A 22571-nucleotide genomic window follows, 5' to 3' on the forward strand; every position below is an offset into this window, starting at 1 on the left:
GCCCTACCCACCTAGGCGGAAGGCCCCCTGGTAGGCCTACGAGAAGTCCGGTTGGTGCGCGAGCAGGCGTTCGACGAGGCCGATCGTGGCGCGGCTCGGCTGGTGTTCGATCTCAGCCAGTTCACTCGTGAGCAGGGCCATGGTGCGGGGAACTGCGTCGAGCTGTCCCAGCCCGGCCTGGACGGTCATTATGTCGCGGTAGACGCTCTCGTTGTAGCGGTCAATCCGGCGGACCTGTTCCAGCACGGCGAGTAGTCGTCGAGGTTGGCGGATCAGATCACGGGACACATCTCCCAACGCGTCGAGCAGGTCGCGTCGAATCGACTCCCGGTTGGGCTCGACCCAGGACGATGTGAGGTCGTCGGCGAAGTCGCCTTGGTAGACCGCGAGTATTCGTGACAGCTCTCCAGGGTCGCCCTTCGCGATCGCCGCGCGCACGATGGCGAGATCCGTGTCGACCACGTCGGGATTCAGCCTGATGCGGCCCTTCCGGTCGTTGCCGATGACTTCCCCGCTCACATCCGCGAGGGCGCGGCGCAGACGAGACGTCGCGTTGTTGAACGAATTGCGGGGGCGATCGGACGGGGCTTCAGGCCAGACGGCCGCGTTCAACGCCTCGACACGAACCTCCTGCGGATGGTGCACAGCGAGGTAGGCCAGAAGCTCCAGCTGTTTACCCGTCAGCAAGGCGGTAACGTCGTGCTCGCCGTCATCGCGGCGTCGCACCAAACGGATCTCTCCGAGCACGCGGAGCAGAAGCGGCGTATCGGGGGCCTGCAGATCAGCCTGTTGTTCCGCTCCCTCTGCTTCGTGGAAGAGCCGCAGCAGTCCAGCACTGTCCGTTAGCGGAAGGGAGTACAGCTTGGCTTGCTCGAGCACGTCGCGGAGCTCGGGAGTGGCGGCACTTACCGTGCCGTCCTCGTGCACTCGAATGGTGCCACCGGCGTTCCATTGACCGAGGAACAGCCCAGAGGCGTTCCTGGTGCTCAAGGTGCTCTCGAACTCGGGACGCGCACGACCGATCAGGACTGTCGGCCTGCTTCCCAACTGCAGAACGTCTACAGCGGAGTCCACGTCAGGTACGAGCGTGATCACCGACGGAAGGTCGGTCGCATCACCGAAAATCAGGACACGGTCGTGTTCGCTGACGACGATCTGGCGATCGCCCGTGGCGACGAGGTGGATGAGCATCGCGCGAACCGCCGCGAGCGCTCCTGGACCCGTGAGCCCCAAGCCTTTGGCGGCTACGAGGTCCAGCACGACTTCGCGGCCGTCACGAACACCGACGGTCACCTCCGGCTCGGCGGGCAGGACTGCCGGCTCCTCGGGCTGGAGGTCGCGAACGATGCGCAAAGTCCGCACTACCGGCGCCTGCGGGCGTTCGAGATCCGCACGAACCCGGCTACCAGGCCGATAACCGCGCCGCTGCCACATACGGGCACTCGCGAGCGCGGTGCTGACAGCAGCGGCCAGTCCGGCTGCGACGAACGCACCGGTCGGCACCGTGACGCCAGCGCTGTCCTGTCGGGGCAAGGGAGGCGGGCCGTCTCCTTCGTTCAGCAGAGGTTGAGGCCCGACCGATGATGTACGAGGAGAAGGTTGCGGTGGATCTGGGTCCGGCACTTCGATCGTCCAACCGGGACGGATGTGTGCGGGGTCGTTCAGTGCCAAGCCATCCGGTTGAACGACTCCGTGGTTGAGCTCGACCAGCTCAGGCCACCTGGTGCCGTCACCGAGCGTGCGATCCGCGATGCGCCACAAGCTGTCGCCTTCGACGACCTCGACTGAACGAACATTCGCCGGTGCTGCCCCGGCCATGCGGTTGTCCAGCAGGCTCAGCACGAACGAGCCGACCAGGACTGCGCTGAACCGCCGCATCCAACTCCCGGCGCCGGATACCTCACCGTGCCGGACCGCCGAGACGATCGCTCCAATGACACCCGTCATCAGCCACAACCACAGCACCCAGCCGAGGCAGGCGAGCAACCGGACGAGCACCCAGGTGCTCATCGGGCTTTGGGTGAGCACCTGCAGTTCGTGCCACGTCGGCAGGTGATCGGGGAGGGGCCAACCGACGAAATGTGCCAACGCCAACGGGGGCACGACGACCGCTACCAGAGGCACCGCACCGTCCCTGCTCCACCGAGCGGCCTCGCTGAGCCAGCCGCGCAGGCTTCTCACGGCGTGACGACTGCGGGTGCTGGAGGCGCCTCATCCGCCGCCTGAGCCACGGGCACGCGTCTGCGTCGGGGACGCCGGGTCTTCACCGGGGCAGCGAGGCTCGTGAGCACGTCGATGGGGACGTCCGTGAACTTCGCCAGGTCCTTGAGCGAGATGATGTTCTCGGCCTCGGCGAGGGCTCTGCTCATCTCCGACTTGGTGTCGAGGAGCTCGGCGGCGAGAGCGCTGTGGCGTTGCGCGAGATCTCCTATCCGTTCGGCGATTCCAGCTCTCTTAAGGCTCAGCGCCTTGTCCGCCTCGATCACGCGAAGCCTGATTTCCTCGGTGGTTGCCATCGGGCTGCTTCCTCTCAACGTTCGCTAAGACGTCACGTCGCGGTGGGGGCTCGCGCGTCCGGTGCCGCGCACGGTGAGCGACGAGATGCCGATCAGACCCAGAAGCCGAGTGGGTTCGTCGATGACGATCACAACCTCAACGGTGTCGCCCACAACCGCTGCACGCCCTGGCATTCCCGACTCTTCAAGGAACTGCACGGCCGCATCTGCCGCGTCACCGGCTCGCAGGTGGAGAGTGCCGTCGGTCCGGAACGCCGTCAGGTCGATCTCTTGTGCACCTGCCCTGGCCGCTTCCTGAGCGATCCCGCTCGCACGTGCTTTCGTCGAGAGCGCCGCTCCACCGTCAAGGACAAGTCCAGCCAGCCCCAGCGCGCTGGCGACGAACAGGAGCACGAACGCGGTCATGACGTGCCCGCTTGCCGATATCGGTCGACAACGGAGCTGCCAGTCGCGGTGATGGTGTGGGCACGACCGATACCGAGCAGGTCTGAACCCACGATGTCCACCGTGCACGACACGGTCGCGGTGATCGTGCCGCCGGGATGGAAGTCTCCGTCGACCGCGACTTCGAGCGACCCGCACTGCACTCCGGCGGCGCTGAGCGCACCCGTCGCGACGGAAAGGCCTTCAACGTCGGCGAGATCCCGGCTGATCGACGCCGCGCGTGCTGTCTGGTGCGCCGCGTCGTTCACTCGAAGCTTGGTGCTCACAAGACTTCCACCTGCCGCAACGGCAAGACACAACCCGATCAGCAGCGGCACGAGAAGTACGAACTCAGCTGCCGCGCTGCCACGGTCGTTACGCGATCCTGTCTTCCTCACCTGGAACCTCCGGCACCTGGGTTCGTGAACTGTTCGACGGGACCAGAAACCTCGGCGCGCACTTCGAACTCCCACATCGGCAACAACTTCACCGTCGCGCCGGACACCCTCACGGTCGCCAGGTCTCGTCTCCTGTCGACGACGAGCTCAGCACCGCGCAGCGCACTGGAGTCGAGACCGGTGAGCAACCACTCGCCGTGCGCTGATGCTTCGGCTGAAGATCCATCGACTGCTTGGGCAACGGCAAGCGTTTGAACGGCGACGGTGTGAGCGCTGTGCACGGCGTGCAGATGCAGGGCAACCTGGGTGCCCGCGAGCCACACCAGGAGCAGCAAAGGGAACACCAGCGCCAGCTGGGCACTCACCGCTCCGGTGTCCTCCCGCACGAACCTCTCAAGCCCGCGCATCGCTCACACCCTCAGCTTGGCCACGATGCCGCCGACCAGCTCGAGGATCGCCGGGCCGAGAAGCGCGCCGACCGCTACGCAGATTCCGATGAAGAGCGCGGTGACCAACGCGGCCTCGCTGACGTAGCCGTCGTCTTCCCGGTAGAGGATCAGGAGCCTGGTGCGCCATCGGCACAACGACTTCTGGATCGTGATGGTCATGGTGGAACCTCCTTCAGAGTCCGTTGAGGACAGAGATCGTGGCGGGATAGCCGATGAACAAGAGAAATCCGGCGAGGAGCAGCACGACGGGGAGCGTCATGCGTTCGGTGGCCGCGTGCGCGTTGCCTTCGGCCTCGGCGGCCTCGCGGATCCGGAGTGCCGCCGCCCTGGCCGCGAGACTGGCGCGGATCTTGGCTCCTTCAGAGCCGGTAAGACTGATCGACGCTGCGAGTTCGCGCAGAACACGCTCGTTCAGCTCCTCGCCGAGCCGTCCAAACGCCTGCCACGGAGTGGTGCGGGTGACGTGCGCGGTCAGAAGTTCCTGCCGGATCAAGCGGAACGCCCAGCCGGAACCGATGCCGGCAGCCGCCGTGAGAGCGGAGTCGATGCCCGTACCACCGGCCAACAGGACACGGACGAGGTTGAAATAGGCGCCGAGGGCGTGCCGGAACGTCGTGCGGCGTCGCGCCGCGGCACGAGTGACGACCAAGTCGGGTACCCAGAAACCTGCGGCACCCAGACCGATTGCCGCAGCTGCCGTGACGGTCCACGGGCGGCCGGCGTCAAGTGCCGCCAGCACCCCGTTGATCGTCGCGGGCAGCAGGAGGCCAAGTCCAGCGAGTACGACTTTCTCCGTGAAGTGTGCGTCGGATGTCTTGTCGACCACGGCGAGATTCGCCCGCAGACCCCGCGAGGAGAACCGCGCCACGCCGCTCGCGATTGTCCGGTCGGTGCCAGAATCGGCGTTGAGCCGTCCCAGCACGACGTGCAGCGCAGGGCGGGGCGGAAACGTCCACACCAGCAGTCCCCACAGACCGAGTCCCAGCCCTGCTCCCCAGATCAGTCCGTCGATCACGACCCCTCACCTCCCCCAACACCGGTGAGGAACCGCTCCGGCTGATGAGCTCGGGCGATCCTGGCGATCCAGACGAACGCCGCCGCGAACACCGCTGCGACCACGGCCAGCACCAGCTGACCGGCGCTCGTGTCGTAGGGGTCGAGGTAGCTGCGACTGAACAACACCAGTGCCCCCGCGAAGACGATCGTGGTCGCGACCACGACTCGAACGCTGGTGCGCAACTGCCGACGCCCTGCCTCGATCCGCAACCTCAGCGATGTCTGCTCGCGTGCCTCGGCCGCGAGCTCTCCGAGCAGATCGGCGAGTTGGCGAGTGGGGTGGTCAGCGGCCAGCACGAGCGCGGAGATGACCAGGTCAGCGGTCGGATCGTGAAGATCGTCGCCCAGCCGGCGCAACGCGACCGCAAGCCGTTCACCCTGCTTCAGCTGCTCGGCGAGCGCGTGCAGCTCACGCTGAATCGCCTCTGGTGCAACGGCTGTGGTCGCGACGATCGCTTGTTCCAGCCCGGAAGCCGCCTCGATGGTGTCGCGCACCATTTCTGTCCACGTCGCCACCGCTTCGAGCACGTCGAGCCTGCGCCGCCGCTCGGCATCGGCTCGCACAATGCGTGGCAGCAGCACGACAGCGACCAGGACGGTCACCGATGCAGCGACCCATCTCGTCATCACGAGGACCAGACCCGAGCTCGCCAGTGCGATCACCCACTGGACCTGGACCTGCCTGCTGAGGCGCGGCCAGTTAGTCATACCGGCCACCCATCCGGCTCGTATCCGACCGCGTGAAGCAGCTCCCGCGTCTCGCTGCGAAGCGGAGCGCCGGGGACAGCACTGATCTCCGGACCTGGACGCCACACCTCGTTGCTGACGATCTGGCGGCCGTCCGCGTCTACGACCTCACGGATCGACGCCAGCACACGCCTGCTGTCGCGGCGTTTCTCCAGATGCACCACGAAATGCACCGCTGAGGCGACGAGGAGGTTGCTCTCCTCGATGGTCAGGTGTTCCGGACCCTGGACCGCGTAGGCGGCGAGTTTGAGGAAGGCTCCGCGGCTGGAGCTGGCGTGCAGCGTGCTCATGGAGCCGTCGTTGCCCATCGACATCGCGTTGAACAGCGGGATCACCTCAGGCCCGCGAACCTCGCCAACGATCACGCGGTCCGGCTGCATCCGCAGTGACTGCCACACCAACTCGGACAGGGTGACGATGCCGCGCCCCTCCACGTTGGCCTGACGGGCTTGCAGGGCGAGAACGTCGGGGTGCGCTGCGCGGTCCTCGTCGAGGCGCAGTTCGAAGACGTCCTCGACCGTGATGAGGCGTTCCGCCGGCGGTATGGCCGATGCCAAGGCACGCAACAAGGTGGTCTTGCCCGTCGTGACTCCGCCGGTGACGAGGATGTTGCGCCGGGCCCGCACCAGTGCCGTCAACAGGTTCTCGACCGGTTGATCGATGGTGCCGTTCGCCCGCAGATCCGCGAGGGTGACGCGCTTGAAGCGGTGCCGCCGGATCGACACGACCGGCCGGGCGGTGACCGCGATGGCGGCGGCGACGCGTTCGCCGGTGGACAGGCTGAAGTTGGCGAGTGGCGAGCCGACGTCGAACCTTCGTTCCTCGATGCCGTCACGGGCTGCCAGATCGCGGACGAGCTGGACCAGTTCGTCGTCGGCGCCGACGATCGGAGCGACGCGTTCTCTGGTCCCATCGGCTCGGGTCACGAACACGCGGTCAGCACCGTTGATGTCGATGCTCTCGATCGTCTCGTCGGCGAGGAGCGGTTCCAGGCCGGCAGCGCCGAAGATCTCGGCCAGTACGGCGGTGATCACGCGATCCTCGTCGTCTTCGCTGAGCAGCTGCCGCCGGTCGTTCAGCCGTCGGCGGGCCTCCGCGTCGACCGAGTCGCGCAGGACCGCTTCGGCGAACTGGCGGCGCTGCAGGTCCCCCATGGGCGGTCGCTGTGCTCTTCCGTCGTCACGGAGGCGGCCGCCCAACTGTTCGGCGAGTTCCTCGCGGAGACGGGTACGCAGTTCCTGGAGATCTGGTGAAAAGCTCATGGTGTGCTCCTGTTCGAGGCTTCGAGTCCTTGCACGAGTTGTTTGGTGGCCCGCCGGCGCCGCCTCATCTGCCTTCCGGCAGGCGTCGTACCGAGTACCGGAATCCCTGTTGCAGCGGTGATTTCGACTGCGGAGAAGCCGATTCCGGCAAGTACCAGACCAGGCCTGGACGACCAGCCGCGAACGTCAGGTGCCCTCGCCGCGAGGTGGGCGAGCCCGTGCGCGTCCGGACTGGTGACGATGATCAAGGCGTCCGCCGCACGCATGAGCGCGAGCGTCACCGGATCTGGATCGACCCTGCCCAGGTCGACGATGACAGTCACGTCCGCGGCGTTCGCTGCCTCGCGGATGACGGGCGCGGCGACGGTCAGCGCTGCGCGGCATCGCCCAGGGTCGAGCGGGGCGGGCAGCACGTGCAGTCCATTCGGCGCGCGTTGTGAATGCTCCGCCAAGAGGTTCTTGGCGGGATCACGACGGTGTGCGGCCGCGAGGCTCACAAGTCCGGGTGACCTCCGCAGCCCGAACCGGAGTTGCAGATCTCCACCACCCTGGTCCGCTTCCACCACGACCCGACTGCTCGCGGTCGAATGCTCGCAGAGGTCGAGCGCCAGGCGAGTCGCTCCTCGCGACCCCTTCAGCCGGCAGATCGCGATCATCATCACCGACCACCAGACGTCATCACGACGGCTACTCGATCGGCTTGTTTCGCGGCGACCTCACGTGCGTCCACTTGGGACAAATCGAATGACACCACCGCGGCAGCCGTTTCGCGGCGATCTTCGACCGCGGCTACCACAGCGGGCCAGAAGTCCGACTCCCGTTCGGAATCCGTCGGCCGAATCAGCACGATCACCGAGGTACCTGCGGACAGACCGGGCGGGTACTGGCCAGGTTTGAGGGCAAGTGCGACAACTGCCCTTCCGGCTGCCGGCACCTGCGGGTGACCGACAGCGGATCTCGTAAGCAGAATCCCGACCGGCAGGCGATAGGCGGCGGGTCTACCCAGCAGACTCGGCGCGTCCGACGCTGGCACCAGATCAACGACGTCGGAGGCGCTGAGGTTCACCTCGACGAGGTCCTGCTCGACGAGCAGTTGCCCGACTTCGACTGGTCGTGCGAGTGCGAGTGCTTCCTCGTGGCCGGTGAGTCGCTGCACGCCGACGACGCCGACAGCACCGCCGACCAGGACGAGAACGCCCAGAACCACAGGACGCGAGATACGCCGACGCGTCCGAGCTGCCTGGTCACCGTTCGATCGCTTCATTGGTTCCTCCTTGGAGCGAGGCGTTTCAGCGCGAGTTGAGGGCCTGGCTTTCCACGACGCGCAGCGCTGTCGACGAGTTCGTGGTCAAGTCGGAGAAAGATCCGCTCTGGCCGGCTCCGGACCAGCGGACGTTCCACCTCAAGGTCACCGACAGCCGGTAGGTGCCGGCAGGTTGTGCGGCCGAGGCACGTCGGAAGGTGTGGCCACAGTCCGGCGAAGCGCCTTTCGGATCGCGACCGACGGCGAACGCGCTGCCTGGCCCGGAGCACGTCACGGTGGTGCCATCTCCTGTCGACCACACCGCTGCGACGGGCTCGGCCACCGCCGTCACGACCACACCTGGCACGGATGCGGTCGCGGCGATCGGCCTCCAGCCGTCGCTCAGCCAAAGCCAGGTCGGCAGGTTCACCAACTGCTCGCGTGGAGGGTTCATCGCGATGGCCGGATCGGGCAGCCGCAGCCTGCTCCGTGCTATCTCCGCGACCTGGTCGGGCGCGAGCGCCGGGCCGGCTTGACCTGCGGGCAGCCACACCGGTGGCCGGGAAGCGGTGTTCTTGCCGTCCGCCGAACAGATCAGGCGGAACCAGCCACCGGGTCCATCGGGGCGTGGGATTGCCGGGTCGACGTGGTCCACCGGTACGTACCTGCACGCGAACGCGTCTTCGCGCCCGTCCTGGGATACGTTGCCGCCGACATCGGCGGACCCGGTGCTGACTCCGGCGACGAGGTCACAACCCGGATTTCCCGCTGGGTCGCAGGTGACGCCTCCCCACGGATCCGCGGCGCTCGCTGAGGAAGCCGTGAGGAGAACGCACACCACGGTTGGGGCGAGCAGTTTGTGCGTCAGCATGTTCCGAGTCCTCTCACCGCGAATCTGGTGACCCGCCAGGCCCCGTCCGGCTGCACGACGACTTCCGCGATGATCGACCGGCGGCCTCCGGCCTCGCCGTCGACGAGTTGACCGTTGTCACGCCGGTACTTCAGCCAGTCGGTGCTGTCACCGCAGTCCCGGAGCCTGACCACGTTCACGACTCCCTCGTTTCTGTCCACATTGGTCACTTGTGGATCGCCCTTCGGCCGCCCCTTGGAAATGTGGCCGTCACGCTCCATCTCGTGAAGGCTGTTGTTGATGAGGCTGAGCGCTTCTCCCGTCGCGTATCTCGCCAGCTCGGGCGATCGCGGGTTCGCCGTCTCGCCGGCCACCGCCATCTCCCGCCACATGCCGAGGTAGGCGTCGATCGCCTTGCGTTCGGGCAGATCAGGCAGTGGCGCGACGCTGGTGGACGGAGTGTTCGTGTGCGTCGCGGGCGGGCTGCTCGGAGGCGCACCGCACGCCACCATCAACGCGGTGCTTCCTGCTATGACTGCCGGCGTGAAGTGCTTCACCTCGGCCTCCAAAGCGGTGTCGAGGGTGCCGAGGTGGCTTCCGAAGGGGAGACGGAAGCCACCTCGACCGGTGCGCCCGGAGTGAAGGTAATCTCCGGGCGAAGATCGTCGGCTTGTCCGGTGAGAACGATGAAGGTGAACAGCGCGACGGCGCGATGCAGGGCCCGGGGTGCCTCGTAGGCGATGACCGGGTCCGGTTCCGGAAGCGGCAGGCACATCACGCCACCTCTGTCAGAACTGCACGATCACGTACACAGATCCGAAGATCAGCCCTGGTCCCAGGGCGACTCCGCACCCTGCTCGAGTCAGGTGGGCCGCCCAGAGCGTGGCCGTCGTGATCGCGGTGATCAGCAGCGCCACCGAGATCCCCGCGGCGACGTGCCGCCAGCTGAACCAGCCGAGGAACAGCGCGACCGCAGCCGCGAGCGTGACGTCGCCGAGCCCCAGCGCCCGCCGTGACAGCAGGTGAACGGTGATCCCGCAGGCGAACACCACCGTCAGCGCGGCGACTGACCGGATCAACTGGCCCACGCCGACGAGGCCGAGCAGGGCGACACCTCCGCAGATCAGCAAGCCGGTGACCCGGTGCGGCAGTCGGTGGCAGGTCCAGTCGACCGATGCCAGCACCATGCCGGTGATCAGCAACCACGAGACGGGAGCAGCGAACGACGGGACTCGCGCCGCCACGAAGCACAAGACGGCCGCGGTGGCGACGCCCACGGGCAGCACCCATCGTCCGAGGCCGATGGGGAGCTCCCAGGGAGCTGCTTCGTTCCTCGCCACCGAATGACCGAAGATCATCGCGGTGGGACCGGCGACGGCCCCGAGGAACCCGTAGGACAGCAAGATCGACATGCCGGTGGCCCTCCTCATTCCGGCCGATCAACGAAAGTTGTCGTTCGTCCGGGTGAGATCTCACGCGTGACAGTCGAGAAACCGGGACAAATGGGGCCTGGATCTGCATACCCTCACCTTCTCGACCTGCTGTTTGCACTGCACGTAGTTGGGGGACCACGTTCAGTGTTGGTGGGCGCGAGACGGATTCGCCAGGGGAGGGGCGTCTTCAGATGAACAGCAGACAGCGGAAGACGGATGTCCACACGGGAGCGTCGACGTTCGCCCAGAAGCTCCACGAGCTTCGGGATCGGAAAGGCATGTCGTTGTCGGAGCTCAGCGGCGCCGCCAACGTCAGCAAGAGCCATCTCGGCAACCTCGAGCAGGGCATCCGGAGTCCCAGCCCTGAGATCGCGGAGGCCATCGACAATGCCCTCGAAGCACGCGGGGATCTCATCGCGTTGGCCGTACCGAGACCTCGAACTCAGCTCAGCCGTGAACGTGTGAGACCCGCTCAGCTCCCGGCAGCACTTCGCGGCTTCGTCGCCAGAAACGATCTTCTCGAGCAGGCCGACGCGGGTCTGGCCGCCCACGAAGGCGTGATCGCGTTCGACGGCACGGCGGGTGTGGGCAAGACCGCGTTCACGATCAGCTGGGCCCACCGGATCGCCCACGAGTTCCCGGACGGCGTGCTCTTCACCGACCTGCGCGGCTACTCCCCCGACCCGCTCGAAGACCCGTGCGTCGTGCTCGGCCGGTTCCTTCGTGCGCTCGGCGCTTCACCCGCCGACATCCCCAACGACCTCGACGGCCGGGCGGCTCTCTACCGGACACTGCTGGACGGCACCCGCACGCTGATCGTGCTGGACAACGCCGCCGACGCCGACCAGATCCGCCCGCTGTTGCCCGGCGCGCCGGGCTCGCTCGTACTGGTCACCAGCCGGAACAGGCTGTCCGGCGCGGTCGTTCGTGACGGTGCGGTCCGCATCACCCTGCACCCGATGGCGGAGACCGAAGCCCACGACTTGCTGCGCGGCCTGCTCGGGTCGAGGGTCGACGCCGACCCCCAAGCCGCGCGGCTGATCGCCGAACGCGCGGGCTGGTTGCCTCTGGCGTTGCGCATCGCGGGTGAACGCGCGAGCCTGCTGCCGACCGTTCCGTTGCGCAAGTTCGCCGACGAACTGACCCGTCACCAACCGCTCGACGTGCTCGCGGCCGACGAGACCTCAGCGATCAGAACCGTACTTTCGTGGTCGCACAACGCACTACCCCAGGACATGGCGACGACGTTTCAACTGCTCGGTCTGCATCCCGGCGGGCACATCCGGATCGAAGCGGCGGCCGCGTTGATCGACTGCTCCCCCAGGCAGGCGCAAGGACACCTCTCCGCGCTCGCCGCCGTCCATCTGGTCGAACAGACCGCCACCGACCACTTCGTCATGCATGACCTGGTCCGCGCCTATGCCCTCGAACAGGCCCGCGAACTCAATCCCGCGCAACACAACATCGCTGCCCTGACCCGCCTGATCGACCTCTACCTCAGCACCGGCGAAGCGGCGATCCGCATGCTCTGGCCGTCGCGCCCACGACGTCCGTTGGGCCTGGACCGCCGCCGGATGACAACACTGACCTTCCACCAGCCTGCGGACGCCGTGCGGTGGCTCGAGAGCGAACTGCAGCTTCTCGCGAACCTGGTCCGCTGCGGCGCGAGGTGGAGCATCACCTCGGTCGCCTACCTGCCGGTCACGATCAACGAGATGCTGTTCCACCGCCGAGCTTGGTCGTGGTGGATTCCCGCTCTGCGCGACGCTCTCACCATGGCCCGCCTGGGCGGTCATCGAGACGCGGAAGCGTGGCTGCTGGAGACGCTGGGCGACGCCGGCATCGACGAATCCGACGTGGCCGGCTCACTGGCTCACTACCACCAGGCACTCCGGATCCGGACCGAACTCGGCGACCTCAGCGGAGTAGCTGCCTGCCACGTCGGCCTGGGCCGAGCCCACCTCCATCTCGGTGAACTCGACACCGCGGTCGAGCACCACGAAACCGCGCGCACCGCCAGTGCCCAGGCTCACGACCCGTGGCAGTTCGCCGTGGCCACCGCCCACATCGCTTCCGCGATCGCCGCACAAGGTGACAACGCAAAGGCGCGAAGCCTGCTTCTCGACGTCCAGGCGACGTTCGACGAAGCCGGCGACCTGATGTCCTCTGGATGCACCTCAACCCTGCTCGCCGGTCTGGCCGAGGCCTGCGGCGAACGCGACCTCGCGCTCCAGCACTACGACAGCGCCCTGCACACGTTCAGCACGGTCTGCGACGTCTGGAGCCAGGCCCACGTCCACAGCCGCATCGGTGACCTGCACGCGAGCCGCGGCGATCAACGCGCAGCCCACCGAGCGTGGTCCGCTTCCGCCGAACTGCTCAGCGGCAACACCGAACCCACCGCCACCGTGCTGAGGCAGCAAATGATCAGCAGCCTCGAGGAGGACCAAGAGTGCACCCCGCGTTGGCCGACGTCCCCAACCTCACAGGCACCCTCGACACAGACGACCAGACCCTCGAACGAGCTTCACGCGACTACGGCGGAACCGTCCACAAACGACCCATCGCGGTCCTGCAGCCCAGGAACCCCGCCGACATCAGCGCCTTGATCAAACACGCTCGTACGCACGGACTTGCGGTCATCCCGCGTGGAGCCGGGCACTCGACCAGCGGCCAAGCCCAAGCCCCAGAGGGATTCGTGCTGGACATGACCTCCCTCGCCACCATCCACGACATCAGCCCGACCCAAGTCGTCGTCGACGCCGGCGCGCGCTGGAGCGACGTGTTGCGCGCAACCCTCCCCCACGGCCTCACCCCACCGGTGCTCACCGACTACCTGGAACTCACCGTGGGCGGCACCCTCTCCGTCGGCGGCCTCGGCGGCGCCAGTCACCACCACGGCGCCCAGACCGACAACGTCCTCTCCCTCGAAGTGGTCACACCCGCTGGCGAAACCATCACCTGCGCCCCTACCTCGAACCGAGAGATCTTTGACGCCGTCCGAGCAGGCCGCGGCCGCAACGGCGTCATCACCCGAGCCACCCTGCGCCTGATCCCCGCACCGGAGTTCGTGCAGTGGCACAAGCTCCACTGCACCGACACCGACCAGCTGGTGGCCGACCAACGCCTGCTCGTCAACGCCGGCACCTTCGGCTACGTAGAAGGCCAACTGAAGATCCGCGACGGCCACCACGTGGCCGAACTGGAAGCCGTCGCCTTCAACGCCTCACAAGGCAATCTGAACGGCCTCGCTTTCCAGGACATCGAAACCCAGAGCACGACTTACTGGGACTTCCTCAACCGCCTCGCCTCTGGCGAGCCACTCCTGCGCGAAGCAGGCCTCTGGGACTCGCCACATCCCTGGTGCAACGTGCTGGTCCCCAGCAGCGCGGCAGAAGGACTGCTCCAGCACCTTCAACAGGAACTCGGTGCCGACCTCTACAGCGACTTCGGCCTGGTCCTCGCCTACCCGCTGATCAGCAGCAAGATCACAACCCCCCGATTGCGACTTCCACCGGGCGACCTGGTGTTCCTCATCGCCGCACTCCGCTACTCCCCCACCGACGCACCCGACGTCGTCACAGCCATGCAGCAAGCCAACGACGTCCTCGTCACCAAGGCGCTCAACGCCGGCGGAACCCTCTACCTCGCCCCGCTGTAGCCGTATTCTTCCCAGCGGAATACGGAAGACCCGTTGTCAGTCCGCTCAGGACACTCCAAAACTGAAGTGCACCAACCACTTCAGGGAGCAACCAATGAGCGGATCCATCGCACGCACCCTCATCATGATCGGCACCGCCCTGGCCACCACCGCCGTCGGCATGATCAACGAGCCGGCGACGAAGATAATGCCGCCGCAGTGCGGCTTCTACGAACTGAGCCCGCCGTACCGCGAGATGACCGCCCGCTACTCTCACTGCGGCGACAGCTTCATCCTCATCAAGTTCCACTGGAACACGGGCAGCACCGGAACAAGGTGCGTTGCTCCCTGGGAGCAACAGCCCTTCTTCAAAGACGGCCCGTACAGAGTCGTCAACGGCTACTACGTCAAGACCCCGCCCAACCTCGGCTACAGCAACGGCCAACACTTCTGCCTCACCCGCCAACCACAGGTGTGAGTGCTGCTCACCCAGCTGATCCACCGTTCAAGGCCTGCCTGAACCGTCCGATCCAGACGCGGAACCGCGACGGCTTCTCACCCCCTCCGTCAGGCGGGACGCGCACGGCCATGAGTTCGTCGACGACGGCGGCGACCTCCCGGCCGTCGCCCGGATCGATGGCACCGGCGATCAGGATCTGGGTGGCCTTGCCGAGCACGGAGCAGCGGCCGTGGTGGTCGATCACCTTGCCGCCGGTGGCGCCGATGTGACGCAGGCTCAGGCCCTGGGCCATGCCGGTCAGCATCATCGTCAACTCGTCGAGGGAGATGCCTGGGCGCAGTGAGACGCCGCGCGCTTCGAGGATCTCCGCGTACACGTCCCGCCAATAGTGGAAGGAGTGCTCGTAGACGCCGGCGAGCGCCTCCCTGATCTGTTCGTGGAAGTCGGCGAGGCCAGTGGCGAGGTACTGGAACCGCGCCGAGGTCTCGTCGGCGTACACGATCTTCATGTCCTCGTAGGCGACCTTGTCCACCATGGCGCTGAAGGACGGCGCCTCGCGCAGTTGTGCGCGGGTGGCGTCGGTGAGCATTCCTTCAGTGAGCGAATAGCGGTCCAGCAGCGCGTACCTGACCAGGTCGCCCATGTAGAGGGCGAGGGTGGGCCACGGGTCCTTCGTGGTGCCTACCGAGGGCCTGGTCTTGGCCTTCTTCCAGTCGGGCGGCGTGTCGAAGAGCGCGCGGGCGGTCTGGCCGTCGCGCCTTGCCTCCGCCTCGGCGAAGATCAGCTCCGCCTCGGCGGCGATGTTCTCGCGCGTCAAGGTTCGCAACGGGCGGTGCAGGTGCTCGTCGCCCACCTGGCCCATGAGTTCTCGTTCGGCCAGGCGTCTGCCGCTCTCGAGGCAGGCTCGGACCACCGGGCTGTTGGCCAGCTTGCGGCCTGTCAGCAGCCTGCCGCTCTTCGTTCTCGCGTTGATCGCCACGTCGTCGAGGGGACCGTCGTACATGGCGGTCGAGTATTCCGGGCTTTGGCTCTAAACGGTTCCTCCGGACGGGAGGAACTGCGCGGAGTAGCTGGTCAGGGCGGGTTCGCGGTTTTCTGCGGTCACCGAATCCCCTAGAGAGGTGGCCACGGTGACCAAGCAGTCTCGCAAGCCCCGCCGACCGTCGCGGGTCGTCCTGGTAGTGCAGGTCGGTTTCGTCGCGCTGCAGCTTTGCGTCGTGCTGATCGAGGCCGTGGAGGCGATCAGCCGGTTGCTGAGCGGTCTGTGATGCGTGACGGGACCTCGTCCACGCTGATCGGGTACTCGACGTAGGCGATGCGGCGGGAGTCCGGGGACCAGCTGTTGACGTTGATCGTGCCCTGCCCGCCCTGCAGCGCGACGAGGGTTCGCGGCGCCGAACTCGGCAACGTCAGCAGTCGAAGCTCGACGGGCAGGTCGGCCGGGTGTCCGACGGTTCCGGCCGGATAGCTCAGGTAGGCGACGTGGGCGCCGTCGGGCGACGGGTGCGGGAACCAGTTGACCCGCTCGTCGCCGGTCAGCTGTTCCACCGTCCCGGACTCCTCGTCCCGCCGGAACAGCTGGGCGTGGCCTTCGCTCGTCGAGCGGAACTCGGAGTTGAAGTACAACGCCGTTCCGTCGGGCGAGAACTCCGGTCCGTCGGCGGGCGAGTAGCCGTCACCGACCTGCGTCTCGGCTCCCGTGACGAGCTCGAGGGTCCACACGGCGCGACGCCCCCACTCGTCGCCGTCCGCCATCTCCACCCCGACGTAGGTGAGGCGGCGGCCATCAGGCGAGATGCCGTGCAGGAAGTGGCGGAAACGCCGCTCCGGTTCCTTGCCGGCCGTCACGCGCACGGCCTCGCCGCCGTTCCACGGCACGCGGTAGAGGTGACCGTCGACGGCGGACGCGATGTGCCACAGGCCGTCCGGGGTGACTACGTGATCGTTGTTGACCGGAGGGAGACCGACCGCCGGAATCGTCGTCGGCGTGCGGTCCCCCAGCAGATCGACCCGCAGCAGCACCCCGTCGCCGTTGACCACCAGATGCCGGCCGTCCGGGTGGAACTGCGGAGCTTCGATCAGGCGATCGGAGCTGCTCAGCACGAGCTCGGACTTCCCCGTGGCGACGTCGAGCAACCGGAGATCGGCTCGCTGACCAGGAAGGAGTTCACGCCACAACGGAAGGTCCTCCCAAGTTCACACGACCCGCGCCACACGCAACATACCTGGCTCATCGGGGCAGAGTCGCGAAAGTGGCGGTGTCGCGGATCCGCGACACCGCCACCATCACCGAAACGACTTGCGTCGCTTCAGAAGCAGCGGTCTCAGCTCAGGGCGAACTGCCAGCCCTGAGTGTGGACGTCCCCACCTCCGGAACCGGCGGCTGCCCTACTCGTCGCGGCGGCCGGAGCAGCGCCGCCGAACGACGTGAGGACGATGCCCGCGGAACGCGGATCGCCGTCGTGCACCAGGGACTCCTGGGCCTGCACGTCGTCGAACGCGAACCCGTAAGCCTTGCCGTCCACCATGTTCTGGTGCACGAGCTTCGAGTAGTGGTTGGTGATCGCGCCCTGGTAGAAGTCCGCCGGGCCACCACCGGGCTGCACGTCGATGCGGTCCAGCGTCGTGCGGTGCAACGCCGCGCACAGGGTGCGGGCGATCGGGCCGACGATCTGGTCGTTGGGCGCGTGCAGCGCCCCGTCGCAACCCCACACGTCCGCGGTGGACGGCTTCGCGAACGACGCCACCTGCTGGCCCGCACCGTCCGTGAAGTTCATGTTGTTGCCCGACGTGCGGCCGAAGTACTTCACCTCGGGCCGGTCACCGAACGGCTGCACGGTCAGGTTCTTGCCCGTGTAGGCGTTCCACGCCTGCGTGATGTACGGGTCCAGGTAGTTGCGGTCGAAGTTGCCGACGTCGGCCGCCTTGCCCGGCGCCAGCACGCGCAGCACGGTGCCGTCCGAGCGCGACATGATCGACCCGCCCCAGCCCTCCTGGCCGCGCACACCGTTGATGACGGCGTCACGGCCACCGGGCTTGAGCTCGCCGGTCTTCTTCGTCTCGCCGGACGCCCCCGTCACCGTCACGGCGTGAGGCACGGCGAACATGTCCACCTGCGAACTGTTGAGCCACAGGCCCGCGTCGTTGTAGGTGAACTCGCTCCAGTCGAACAGGATCCCGCTGTTGGCGTCGCCACCCGCCCACGGCGCCGGCTGCACCAGGCCGTCGGGCGTCAGGAAGAACTTCAGCTTCTCCCCGAACGACATGTACACGCGGCCGGAGATGAACCGGGGCACGTTGAGGGTGGTGGTACCGCCCTGACCTGGGCCGTCGATCGAGACGTCCGGCGCGGGGGTGGGCGGGTTGCCACCGGGCGACCACGGCGTGAACGCGCCCGCCTGGTTGACGTAGCCGAGCCGGCCGCTGCGAATGTCGGTGCCCAGGACGTACAGGTGCACGGCCTCGGAGCGGCCGCTGTTGTTGGTGACGTTGAGGGGCAGCAGGTCAGGGCCTACCGCCTGAGCAGGGATGACCCCGACGGCCGCGGACGCGGTCGCCGTCAGGGCAGCCAGCGCACTCAACAACTTTGTTCGAAGGCGCATGTGACTCCTTGTGCAGGGGTGCTCTGCTGGAAGGTCATCCGACCTGGACAGGGCGGTCGGCGACCTCCGGCGAAACTGGTCTACACCGGTTATGAGAGCGCTTCCATGCTCATTGCCGATGCAACCGATGTCAAGACCGGGACCCGGCAGAGACCCCCGAGACACACTTCCCACACAAGCGAAACACCGCGCGGAGCAGGCACTAAACATTGAAAACAAGCCGAAAAATCGTCCCCGGGGAGCCCGGGCCACACGAGCACCAGCACCTCACCCGAACTTCACATCAAATTGTCCTTTCAGCGCAAACTTTCCTCAGGTCTGTCCTAAGTGGATTGAAGCCCCCCGGCGGCCGACGAAGACGACCGTCCACAGCGGACACCACTCGCCGCCGTCACGTGCGGGCTGACTCCCAGGCGGCCCAGAGCTGGGCGTAGTGCCCGTCCGCGGCGATCAGCTCGTCGTGGGTCCCCGATTCGACGATCCGGCCGTGCTCCAGGACCAGGACGCGGTCGGCCGCGGCTGCCTGCCGCAGCCGGTGTGCCACCACGAGGCCGGTCCGTCCGTCGAGGACGGCGGAGGCCGCGTCCTCGAGCCTGGTCGCGTCGCGGCTGTCGGCCTCGGCCGTGGCCTCGTCGAGCAGCACCACGGCCGGGTCGGCGAGCAGCGCGCGAGCCAGGGCGACCTGCGCGGTCTGCGTCGGGTCCAGCGCGCGCCCCAGTTCGCCGACCACGGTGAGGACGCCGTCGGGCAGTTCGTCGATCCAGTCCGCGCCGACGGCGCGCAGCGCCTTCTCGGCGTCCTCGTCGGTCGCGTCCGGGTCGGCCAGGCGCAGGTCCTCGGCCAGCGGGCCCGCGAAGACGTGCGTCTCCTGAGTCACCAGCACCAGCGGTGCCGCCCGGTCCGGAACCGCCCCCGCCCAGCTCACGCGTCCCTCGCTCGGCGGCGTGATCCCGGCCAGCAGCACGGCCAGCGTGGACTTCCCGGCACCGCTGGCGCCGACCAGCGCGACCGTCTCTCCCTGCCGCAGCCGCAAGGACACCTCGTGCAGGACCGGTTCGGCCGTGCCGGGGTAGCGGTGCGTCACCGCTTCCGCGTGCAGGTCTCCGGTGCGGGCCGGCGCGGAGACCGCCTGGCTCGGCTCGGAGGTCCCGATCACGCCGACGATGCGCTGCAGGCTCGCCATCGCGGACTGCACCTGGTCGAAGCTGAACACCAGCAGGCCCAAGGGGTTGAACAGCCGGTGGAAGTACAACGCCGCCGCGGTCACCGCGCCGACCGACGCCGATCCCGTGCGCACGAGGACGAATCCGGTGATCACGATGGAGACCAGGCCGACCAGCTCGGCGATGTTGATCCACTTGCCCCAGGCGGTGGAGAACCACAGGATCGAGCGCGAGACGTCGCGGGCCCGGCCCGAAGACTCCTCGATCAAGCCGACATGCCGCTCCTCGGCACCGTAGGCGCGCAACGTGGGAAGCCCTTCGAGCGCGGACACGAGCGTTTCGGCGCGATCGCCGAACGCCGCGCGCTCCTCGGTGTACCGGACCGCCGCGCGGGGCAGGTACCAGCGCAACGCGAAGCCGTACACCGGGATCGCGAGCAGGCCGGCGACGGCGAGCCAGGGATCGAGGGCGAACAGGCCCACCATCGTCAGCCCGACGGTCAGCACGGCCCCGACCCACTGCGCGAGCAGCGTGGCCACGACCTCGCTGACCACGGCGACGTCGTCACCGACCCGGCTGAGCAGGTCTCCGCGCCCGGTCTCCTCGACCTCGGCCGCGGGCATGCGCAGCGCGGCGGCGACGGTGTCCTCCCGCATCCGGGCGAGCACCCGTTGCCCGATCCGCGCGACGAGTGCTCCGCTGAGCGCGGTCAGCACGGCCGCGCCCAGCCCGGCCACCCCGACCAGGACCGTGAGACCGACGACGCTCGCGGCGTCCGCGCCGCCGATCACCTCGTCGACCATCCTGCCGACGACCCACGGGGCGACGAGTCCCGACAACGACGCCGCGACCGCCAGCACCATCGTCGCGGCGGCGAGGCTTCGGTGGTCGCGCAGGTACTCGCGCACGGCGCGACGCACCTCGCCTGCCGTGGCCAGGGGAAGACGGCGGCTCATCCGAGCACCCTCCTGCGGTAGTCGGCGTCGGTGTCGAGCAGCCCGTGGTGGGTGCCGATCACCACGTCCCCGGAGGAACGCGCGAAAACGACCTGATCGGTTCGGTCGAGCAGGATCGGGCTCGTGGTGGCCACGACCGTCGCCCGGCGCTCGGCACCGGGACCGTGCCGATGTGCGCGCACCCCGTCCGCGACGGCGTGCTCGGTCACCGGGTCCAGCGCGGTCGTCGGTTCGGTCAGCACCAGTGCGGGCGGGTCGGTGTGCAACGCGCGAGCCAGGACGATCCGCTGCCGCTGCCCACCGGACAGGCTCAGTCCGCGATCGCGCAACGGCGCGAGCAGGCCACCCGGCCGGGCGTCCACGACCTCGGCGGCCCCGGACGCGACCAGCGCCGGCCGCAGCTGGTCCGGCGAGTTGACCGGCCGCCCCAGCGTGAGGTTGTCCTCGAACGTGCCCGTGAACAGATGCGCCCGGACCGGCTCGACGTGCACCCGCGCGGGCGCCTCGCCCCGCCACTCCACCCGCACCCGTCCCGGCGCGCGCCCCCGCAGCGCTTCGAGCAACTCGTCGATCACCGCGGGATCCGCGACGACGCCGGTGCACCCGTCGGCCGGCAGCGGGATCGTGACGGTCGCCCCCTCGGCGGGTGCCGCGGCAGCGGGCTCCTCCTCGTCGTCCAGGACGGCCCCGACCCGACCGGAGCTCGCCAGCGCCGCGGCCCCGAAACGCAGGTACATCCCCACCCCGGACAGCGGTTCGGCGATGAACTGGGCGGCACCGATCGCCGCGACGAACGCACCGATCCCGATCGCCCCCTGCACCGCGAGCAGACCAGCCGACAGCACAGCCACGACCAGCACGATCGTGCCTGCCAGGACGGTCACCCCCACCTGCAGCGACGCCGCCGTGCCGGCGCGGATCCCGGCCGCCTCGGCAGCCCGGCTCACCGTGCGGTACCGCCGCACAGCGGTCTCCTCGGCCCGCAAGCCGTGCACGACCCGCAGCCCGGTCACCAGATCCGTCGCCAACGCGGACGCGGACGCCAGCGCCTCCTGCTGCCCGGTGACGCGCCGGGCCAGCAGCGGCGAGAGCACGTTCAGCCCGAAGGTCGTCACCACCGCGGTCACGATCAGCAGCAACCCGAGCCGCACGTCGATGCCGACCAGCACCGCGCAACTTACACCCAGGGCCGCGACCGCCCCGGCAAGACCGGCGATCCACACCACCGCACGGGAAACCTGATCCGCGTCCGACGACGCGATCGTCAGCAACTCACCCCGATGCCGCGAGCCCGCCGAACCGCCGACGCGCAACAACCGGGCCCCGAGCTCGACCCGCAACGCGTGAGCCTCGTCGATCACGGCCAGCTGAGCAGACCGGGCGAACCAGCGATAACACGTGTTCAGCGCCGCGAACAGCGCCACCAGTCCGCCGACGGACAGCAGCAGCGCGCTGACCTCACCGGTGGCCACCGCCTGGTCGATCGCCAGCCCGAGTGCGACCGGGACCAACGCCTCGCAGGTCTGGTGCCCCATGAGCAGCAGGGAGGCGCCTGCTACCCGGCCCCGCTGCCGCCGCAACACCCGCCGGCGGATCCGTGCCTCGTTCCCCACGCTGTTGATGCCACCCTCCCGATCAAAGATAAGGACACCCTAACCTTTGACCCGGAGCCGCGGTTCACCCCCGGCCACAACCACGATCGAGTGCACTGTGGACGATGCGCACGCACTCAGTCCCGATTGTCGAACAGCAGCAGTTCGATCAGGTAGCAGGCGAGCTCGCCGTCCTCGGTGCGACCGATCCAGGTCGGGTAGACGCCATCACTTCCGATCTTGAACCCCACGGTCTCACGGCCCTCGTCGTCCTCCGACGAGGCCAGCCGGTCACCGAAGTCCAGGTCGATCTTGGCGTCGTCGACGAACTCGAGGTAGGTACCTGTGTCGTGCAGTTCTCGGAGGCACTGGGCGTCGATCAGATTCCCCTCACCGCCGTCCACCGCGAACCCGAAGAAGCCGTCCTCGCTCAACTCCGCCGGGTCCTGACCGGGCAACAGCGCCATGCTCCACGACACGACCGGTGCGTCACGGATGACCAGCCGCACCGCGAGCGGATCGGGCGCCCACGACTCCCCGCCTTCGGGCAGCAGCGAGTAGAGCAGCACCGGATAGCGGCCGGGCGGCGCGATCTCGGTGAACCCGATCCCCTCCCAGCGCCATCCTGAAGCGACCACCTCGCCGGAGGGCAGGAACAACTCGGCGCGCAGCGGTTCGCTCACCGTGCCCGACCCGGACATCAAGCCGGCGCGGGCTCCCGGAACAACACGCCGATCAAAATCCACCGGTGTCAACGGCATGGAGCGACCCTATCGACGAC

General features: G+C 67.9%; 24 protein-coding genes. 4 read left to right on the plus strand and 20 right to left on the minus strand.

Annotation, left to right across the window (positions count from 1 at the left end; genetic code table 11):
• Positions 1 to 36 precede the first annotated feature (36 nt).
• The 14 genes from JNUCC0626_RS13845 to JNUCC0626_RS13910 all read right to left on the minus strand — a co-directional run bounded on the left by JNUCC0626_RS13845 (position 37) and on the right by JNUCC0626_RS13910 (position 10356).
• Entirely contained in the window at positions 37 to 2124 is a 2088-nt protein-coding gene (locus JNUCC0626_RS13845) for a LysM peptidoglycan-binding domain-containing protein (protein WP_394620140.1), read from the minus strand.
• Positions 2125 to 2177: 53 nt separating this feature from the next.
• A complete protein-coding gene (locus JNUCC0626_RS13850; RefSeq protein ID WP_394620141.1) occupies positions 2178 to 2516 on the minus strand; it encodes a hypothetical protein in 339 nt (112 codons plus the stop codon).
• 24 nt (positions 2517 to 2540) lie between these two features.
• Complete coding sequence (locus JNUCC0626_RS13855) at positions 2541 to 2921, minus strand: pilus assembly protein TadG-related protein (protein WP_394620142.1); 381 nt, start codon at positions 2919 to 2921, stop codon at positions 2541 to 2543.
• Positions 2918 to 3412 carry a TadE/TadG family type IV pilus assembly protein gene (locus tag JNUCC0626_RS13860; RefSeq protein WP_394620143.1) on the minus strand — a complete coding sequence of 165 codons (495 nt, stop codon included), beginning with the start codon at positions 3410 to 3412 and terminating at the stop codon, positions 2918 to 2920. The genes JNUCC0626_RS13855 and JNUCC0626_RS13860 overlap by 4 nt, the downstream gene beginning before the upstream one ends.
• Positions 3334 to 3744, minus strand: coding sequence for a pilus assembly protein TadE (locus tag JNUCC0626_RS13865; RefSeq protein WP_394620144.1), 411 nt, complete (start codon positions 3742 to 3744; stop codon positions 3334 to 3336). The genes JNUCC0626_RS13860 and JNUCC0626_RS13865 overlap by 79 nt, the downstream gene beginning before the upstream one ends.
• A 3-nt stretch (positions 3745 to 3747) precedes the next feature.
• Positions 3748 to 3945 carry a hypothetical protein gene (locus JNUCC0626_RS13870; RefSeq protein WP_394620145.1) on the minus strand — a complete coding sequence of 66 codons (198 nt, stop codon included), beginning with the start codon at positions 3943 to 3945 and terminating at the stop codon, positions 3748 to 3750.
• A gap of 13 nt (positions 3946 to 3958) precedes the next feature.
• Positions 3959 to 4801, minus strand: a complete 843-nt coding sequence (locus JNUCC0626_RS13875) for a type II secretion system F family protein (protein ID WP_394620146.1) — start codon at positions 4799 to 4801, stop codon at positions 3959 to 3961.
• On the minus strand, positions 4798 to 5550 hold the full coding sequence (locus JNUCC0626_RS13880; protein ID WP_394620147.1) for a type II secretion system F family protein: 753 nt from the start codon (positions 5548 to 5550) through the stop codon (positions 4798 to 4800). The genes JNUCC0626_RS13875 and JNUCC0626_RS13880 overlap by 4 nt, the downstream gene beginning before the upstream one ends.
• On the minus strand, positions 5547 to 6743 hold the full coding sequence (locus JNUCC0626_RS13885) for a CpaF family protein (RefSeq protein ID WP_394620148.1): 1197 nt from the start codon (positions 6741 to 6743) through the stop codon (positions 5547 to 5549). Before JNUCC0626_RS13885 ends, JNUCC0626_RS13880 begins: the two co-directional genes overlap by 4 nt.
• Positions 6744 to 6847: 104 nt before the next feature.
• Positions 6848 to 7348 (minus strand): hypothetical protein, encoded by a 501-nt coding sequence (locus JNUCC0626_RS13890; RefSeq protein ID WP_394620149.1) that lies wholly within the window; start codon positions 7346 to 7348, stop codon positions 6848 to 6850.
• A gap of 161 nt (positions 7349 to 7509) precedes the next feature.
• Positions 7510 to 8115 carry a hypothetical protein gene (locus tag JNUCC0626_RS13895; protein ID WP_394620150.1) on the minus strand — a complete coding sequence of 202 codons (606 nt, stop codon included), beginning with the start codon at positions 8113 to 8115 and terminating at the stop codon, positions 7510 to 7512.
• Positions 8116 to 8140: 25 nt separating this feature from the next.
• Complete coding sequence (locus JNUCC0626_RS13900) at positions 8141 to 8965, minus strand: hypothetical protein (RefSeq protein ID WP_394620151.1); 825 nt, start codon at positions 8963 to 8965, stop codon at positions 8141 to 8143.
• Complete coding sequence (locus tag JNUCC0626_RS13905; RefSeq protein ID WP_394620152.1) at positions 8959 to 9501, minus strand: hypothetical protein; 543 nt, start codon at positions 9499 to 9501, stop codon at positions 8959 to 8961. The genes JNUCC0626_RS13900 and JNUCC0626_RS13905 overlap by 7 nt, the downstream gene beginning before the upstream one ends.
• A 231-nt stretch (positions 9502 to 9732) precedes the next feature.
• Positions 9733 to 10356 (minus strand): prepilin peptidase, encoded by a 624-nt coding sequence (locus JNUCC0626_RS13910; protein ID WP_394620153.1) that lies wholly within the window; start codon positions 10354 to 10356, stop codon positions 9733 to 9735.
• Between the two features lie 212 nt (positions 10357 to 10568).
• Between JNUCC0626_RS13910 and JNUCC0626_RS13915 the strand changes: the two genes are divergently transcribed.
• The 3 genes from JNUCC0626_RS13915 to JNUCC0626_RS13925 all read left to right on the plus strand — a co-directional run bounded on the left by JNUCC0626_RS13915 (position 10569) and on the right by JNUCC0626_RS13925 (position 14495).
• A complete protein-coding gene (locus JNUCC0626_RS13915; protein WP_394620154.1) occupies positions 10569 to 12986 on the plus strand; it encodes a helix-turn-helix domain-containing protein in 2418 nt (805 codons plus the stop codon).
• Positions 12983 to 14038, plus strand: a complete 1056-nt coding sequence (locus JNUCC0626_RS13920; protein WP_394620155.1) for an FAD-binding protein — start codon at positions 12983 to 12985, stop codon at positions 14036 to 14038. The genes JNUCC0626_RS13915 and JNUCC0626_RS13920 overlap by 4 nt, the downstream gene beginning before the upstream one ends.
• A 94-nt stretch (positions 14039 to 14132) precedes the next feature.
• A complete protein-coding gene (locus tag JNUCC0626_RS13925) occupies positions 14133 to 14495 on the plus strand; it encodes a DUF6355 family natural product biosynthesis protein (protein ID WP_394620156.1) in 363 nt (120 codons plus the stop codon).
• A gap of 7 nt (positions 14496 to 14502) precedes the next feature.
• Here the strand turns inward: JNUCC0626_RS13925 and JNUCC0626_RS13930 are convergent, their stop codons facing one another.
• The gene (locus tag JNUCC0626_RS13930; protein ID WP_394620157.1) at positions 14503 to 15480 is read right to left on the minus strand and encodes a hypothetical protein; all 978 of its coding nucleotides are present in this window, start codon (positions 15478 to 15480) and stop codon (positions 14503 to 14505) included.
• 127 nt (positions 15481 to 15607) lie between these two features.
• Between JNUCC0626_RS13930 and JNUCC0626_RS13935 the strand changes: the two genes are divergently transcribed.
• On the plus strand, positions 15608 to 15745 hold the full coding sequence (locus JNUCC0626_RS13935; RefSeq protein ID WP_394620158.1) for a hypothetical protein: 138 nt from the start codon (positions 15608 to 15610) through the stop codon (positions 15743 to 15745).
• Here the strand turns inward: JNUCC0626_RS13935 and JNUCC0626_RS13940 are convergent.
• The 5 genes from JNUCC0626_RS13940 to JNUCC0626_RS13960 all read right to left on the minus strand — a co-directional run bounded on the left by JNUCC0626_RS13940 (position 15720) and on the right by JNUCC0626_RS13960 (position 22551).
• Positions 15720 to 16655: a TolB family protein gene (locus tag JNUCC0626_RS13940; protein WP_394620159.1), complete on the minus strand. Its 936-nt coding sequence runs from the start codon at positions 16653 to 16655 to the stop codon at positions 15720 to 15722. The genes JNUCC0626_RS13935 and JNUCC0626_RS13940 overlap by 26 nt on opposite strands.
• A 146-nt stretch (positions 16656 to 16801) precedes the next feature.
• Positions 16802 to 18079, minus strand: a complete 1278-nt coding sequence (locus JNUCC0626_RS13945) for a glycoside hydrolase family 64 protein (RefSeq protein WP_394620160.1) — start codon at positions 18077 to 18079, stop codon at positions 16802 to 16804.
• Positions 18080 to 18470: 391 nt separating this feature from the next.
• Positions 18471 to 20198, minus strand: a complete 1728-nt coding sequence (locus JNUCC0626_RS13950; protein ID WP_394620161.1) for an ABC transporter ATP-binding protein — start codon at positions 20196 to 20198, stop codon at positions 18471 to 18473.
• Positions 20195 to 21733 (minus strand): ABC transporter transmembrane domain-containing protein, encoded by a 1539-nt coding sequence (locus tag JNUCC0626_RS13955; RefSeq protein ID WP_394620162.1) that lies wholly within the window; start codon positions 21731 to 21733, stop codon positions 20195 to 20197. Before JNUCC0626_RS13955 ends, JNUCC0626_RS13950 begins: the two co-directional genes overlap by 4 nt.
• Before the next feature lie 194 nt (positions 21734 to 21927).
• Positions 21928 to 22551 carry a DUF4241 domain-containing protein gene (locus JNUCC0626_RS13960; RefSeq protein ID WP_394620163.1) on the minus strand — a complete coding sequence of 208 codons (624 nt, stop codon included), beginning with the start codon at positions 22549 to 22551 and terminating at the stop codon, positions 21928 to 21930.
• Positions 22552 to 22571: the final 20 nt, after the last annotated feature.

It is taken from the genome of Lentzea sp. JNUCC 0626 (assembly GCF_043632865.1).
Lineage (GTDB): Bacteria > Actinomycetota > Actinomycetes > Mycobacteriales > Pseudonocardiaceae > Lentzea.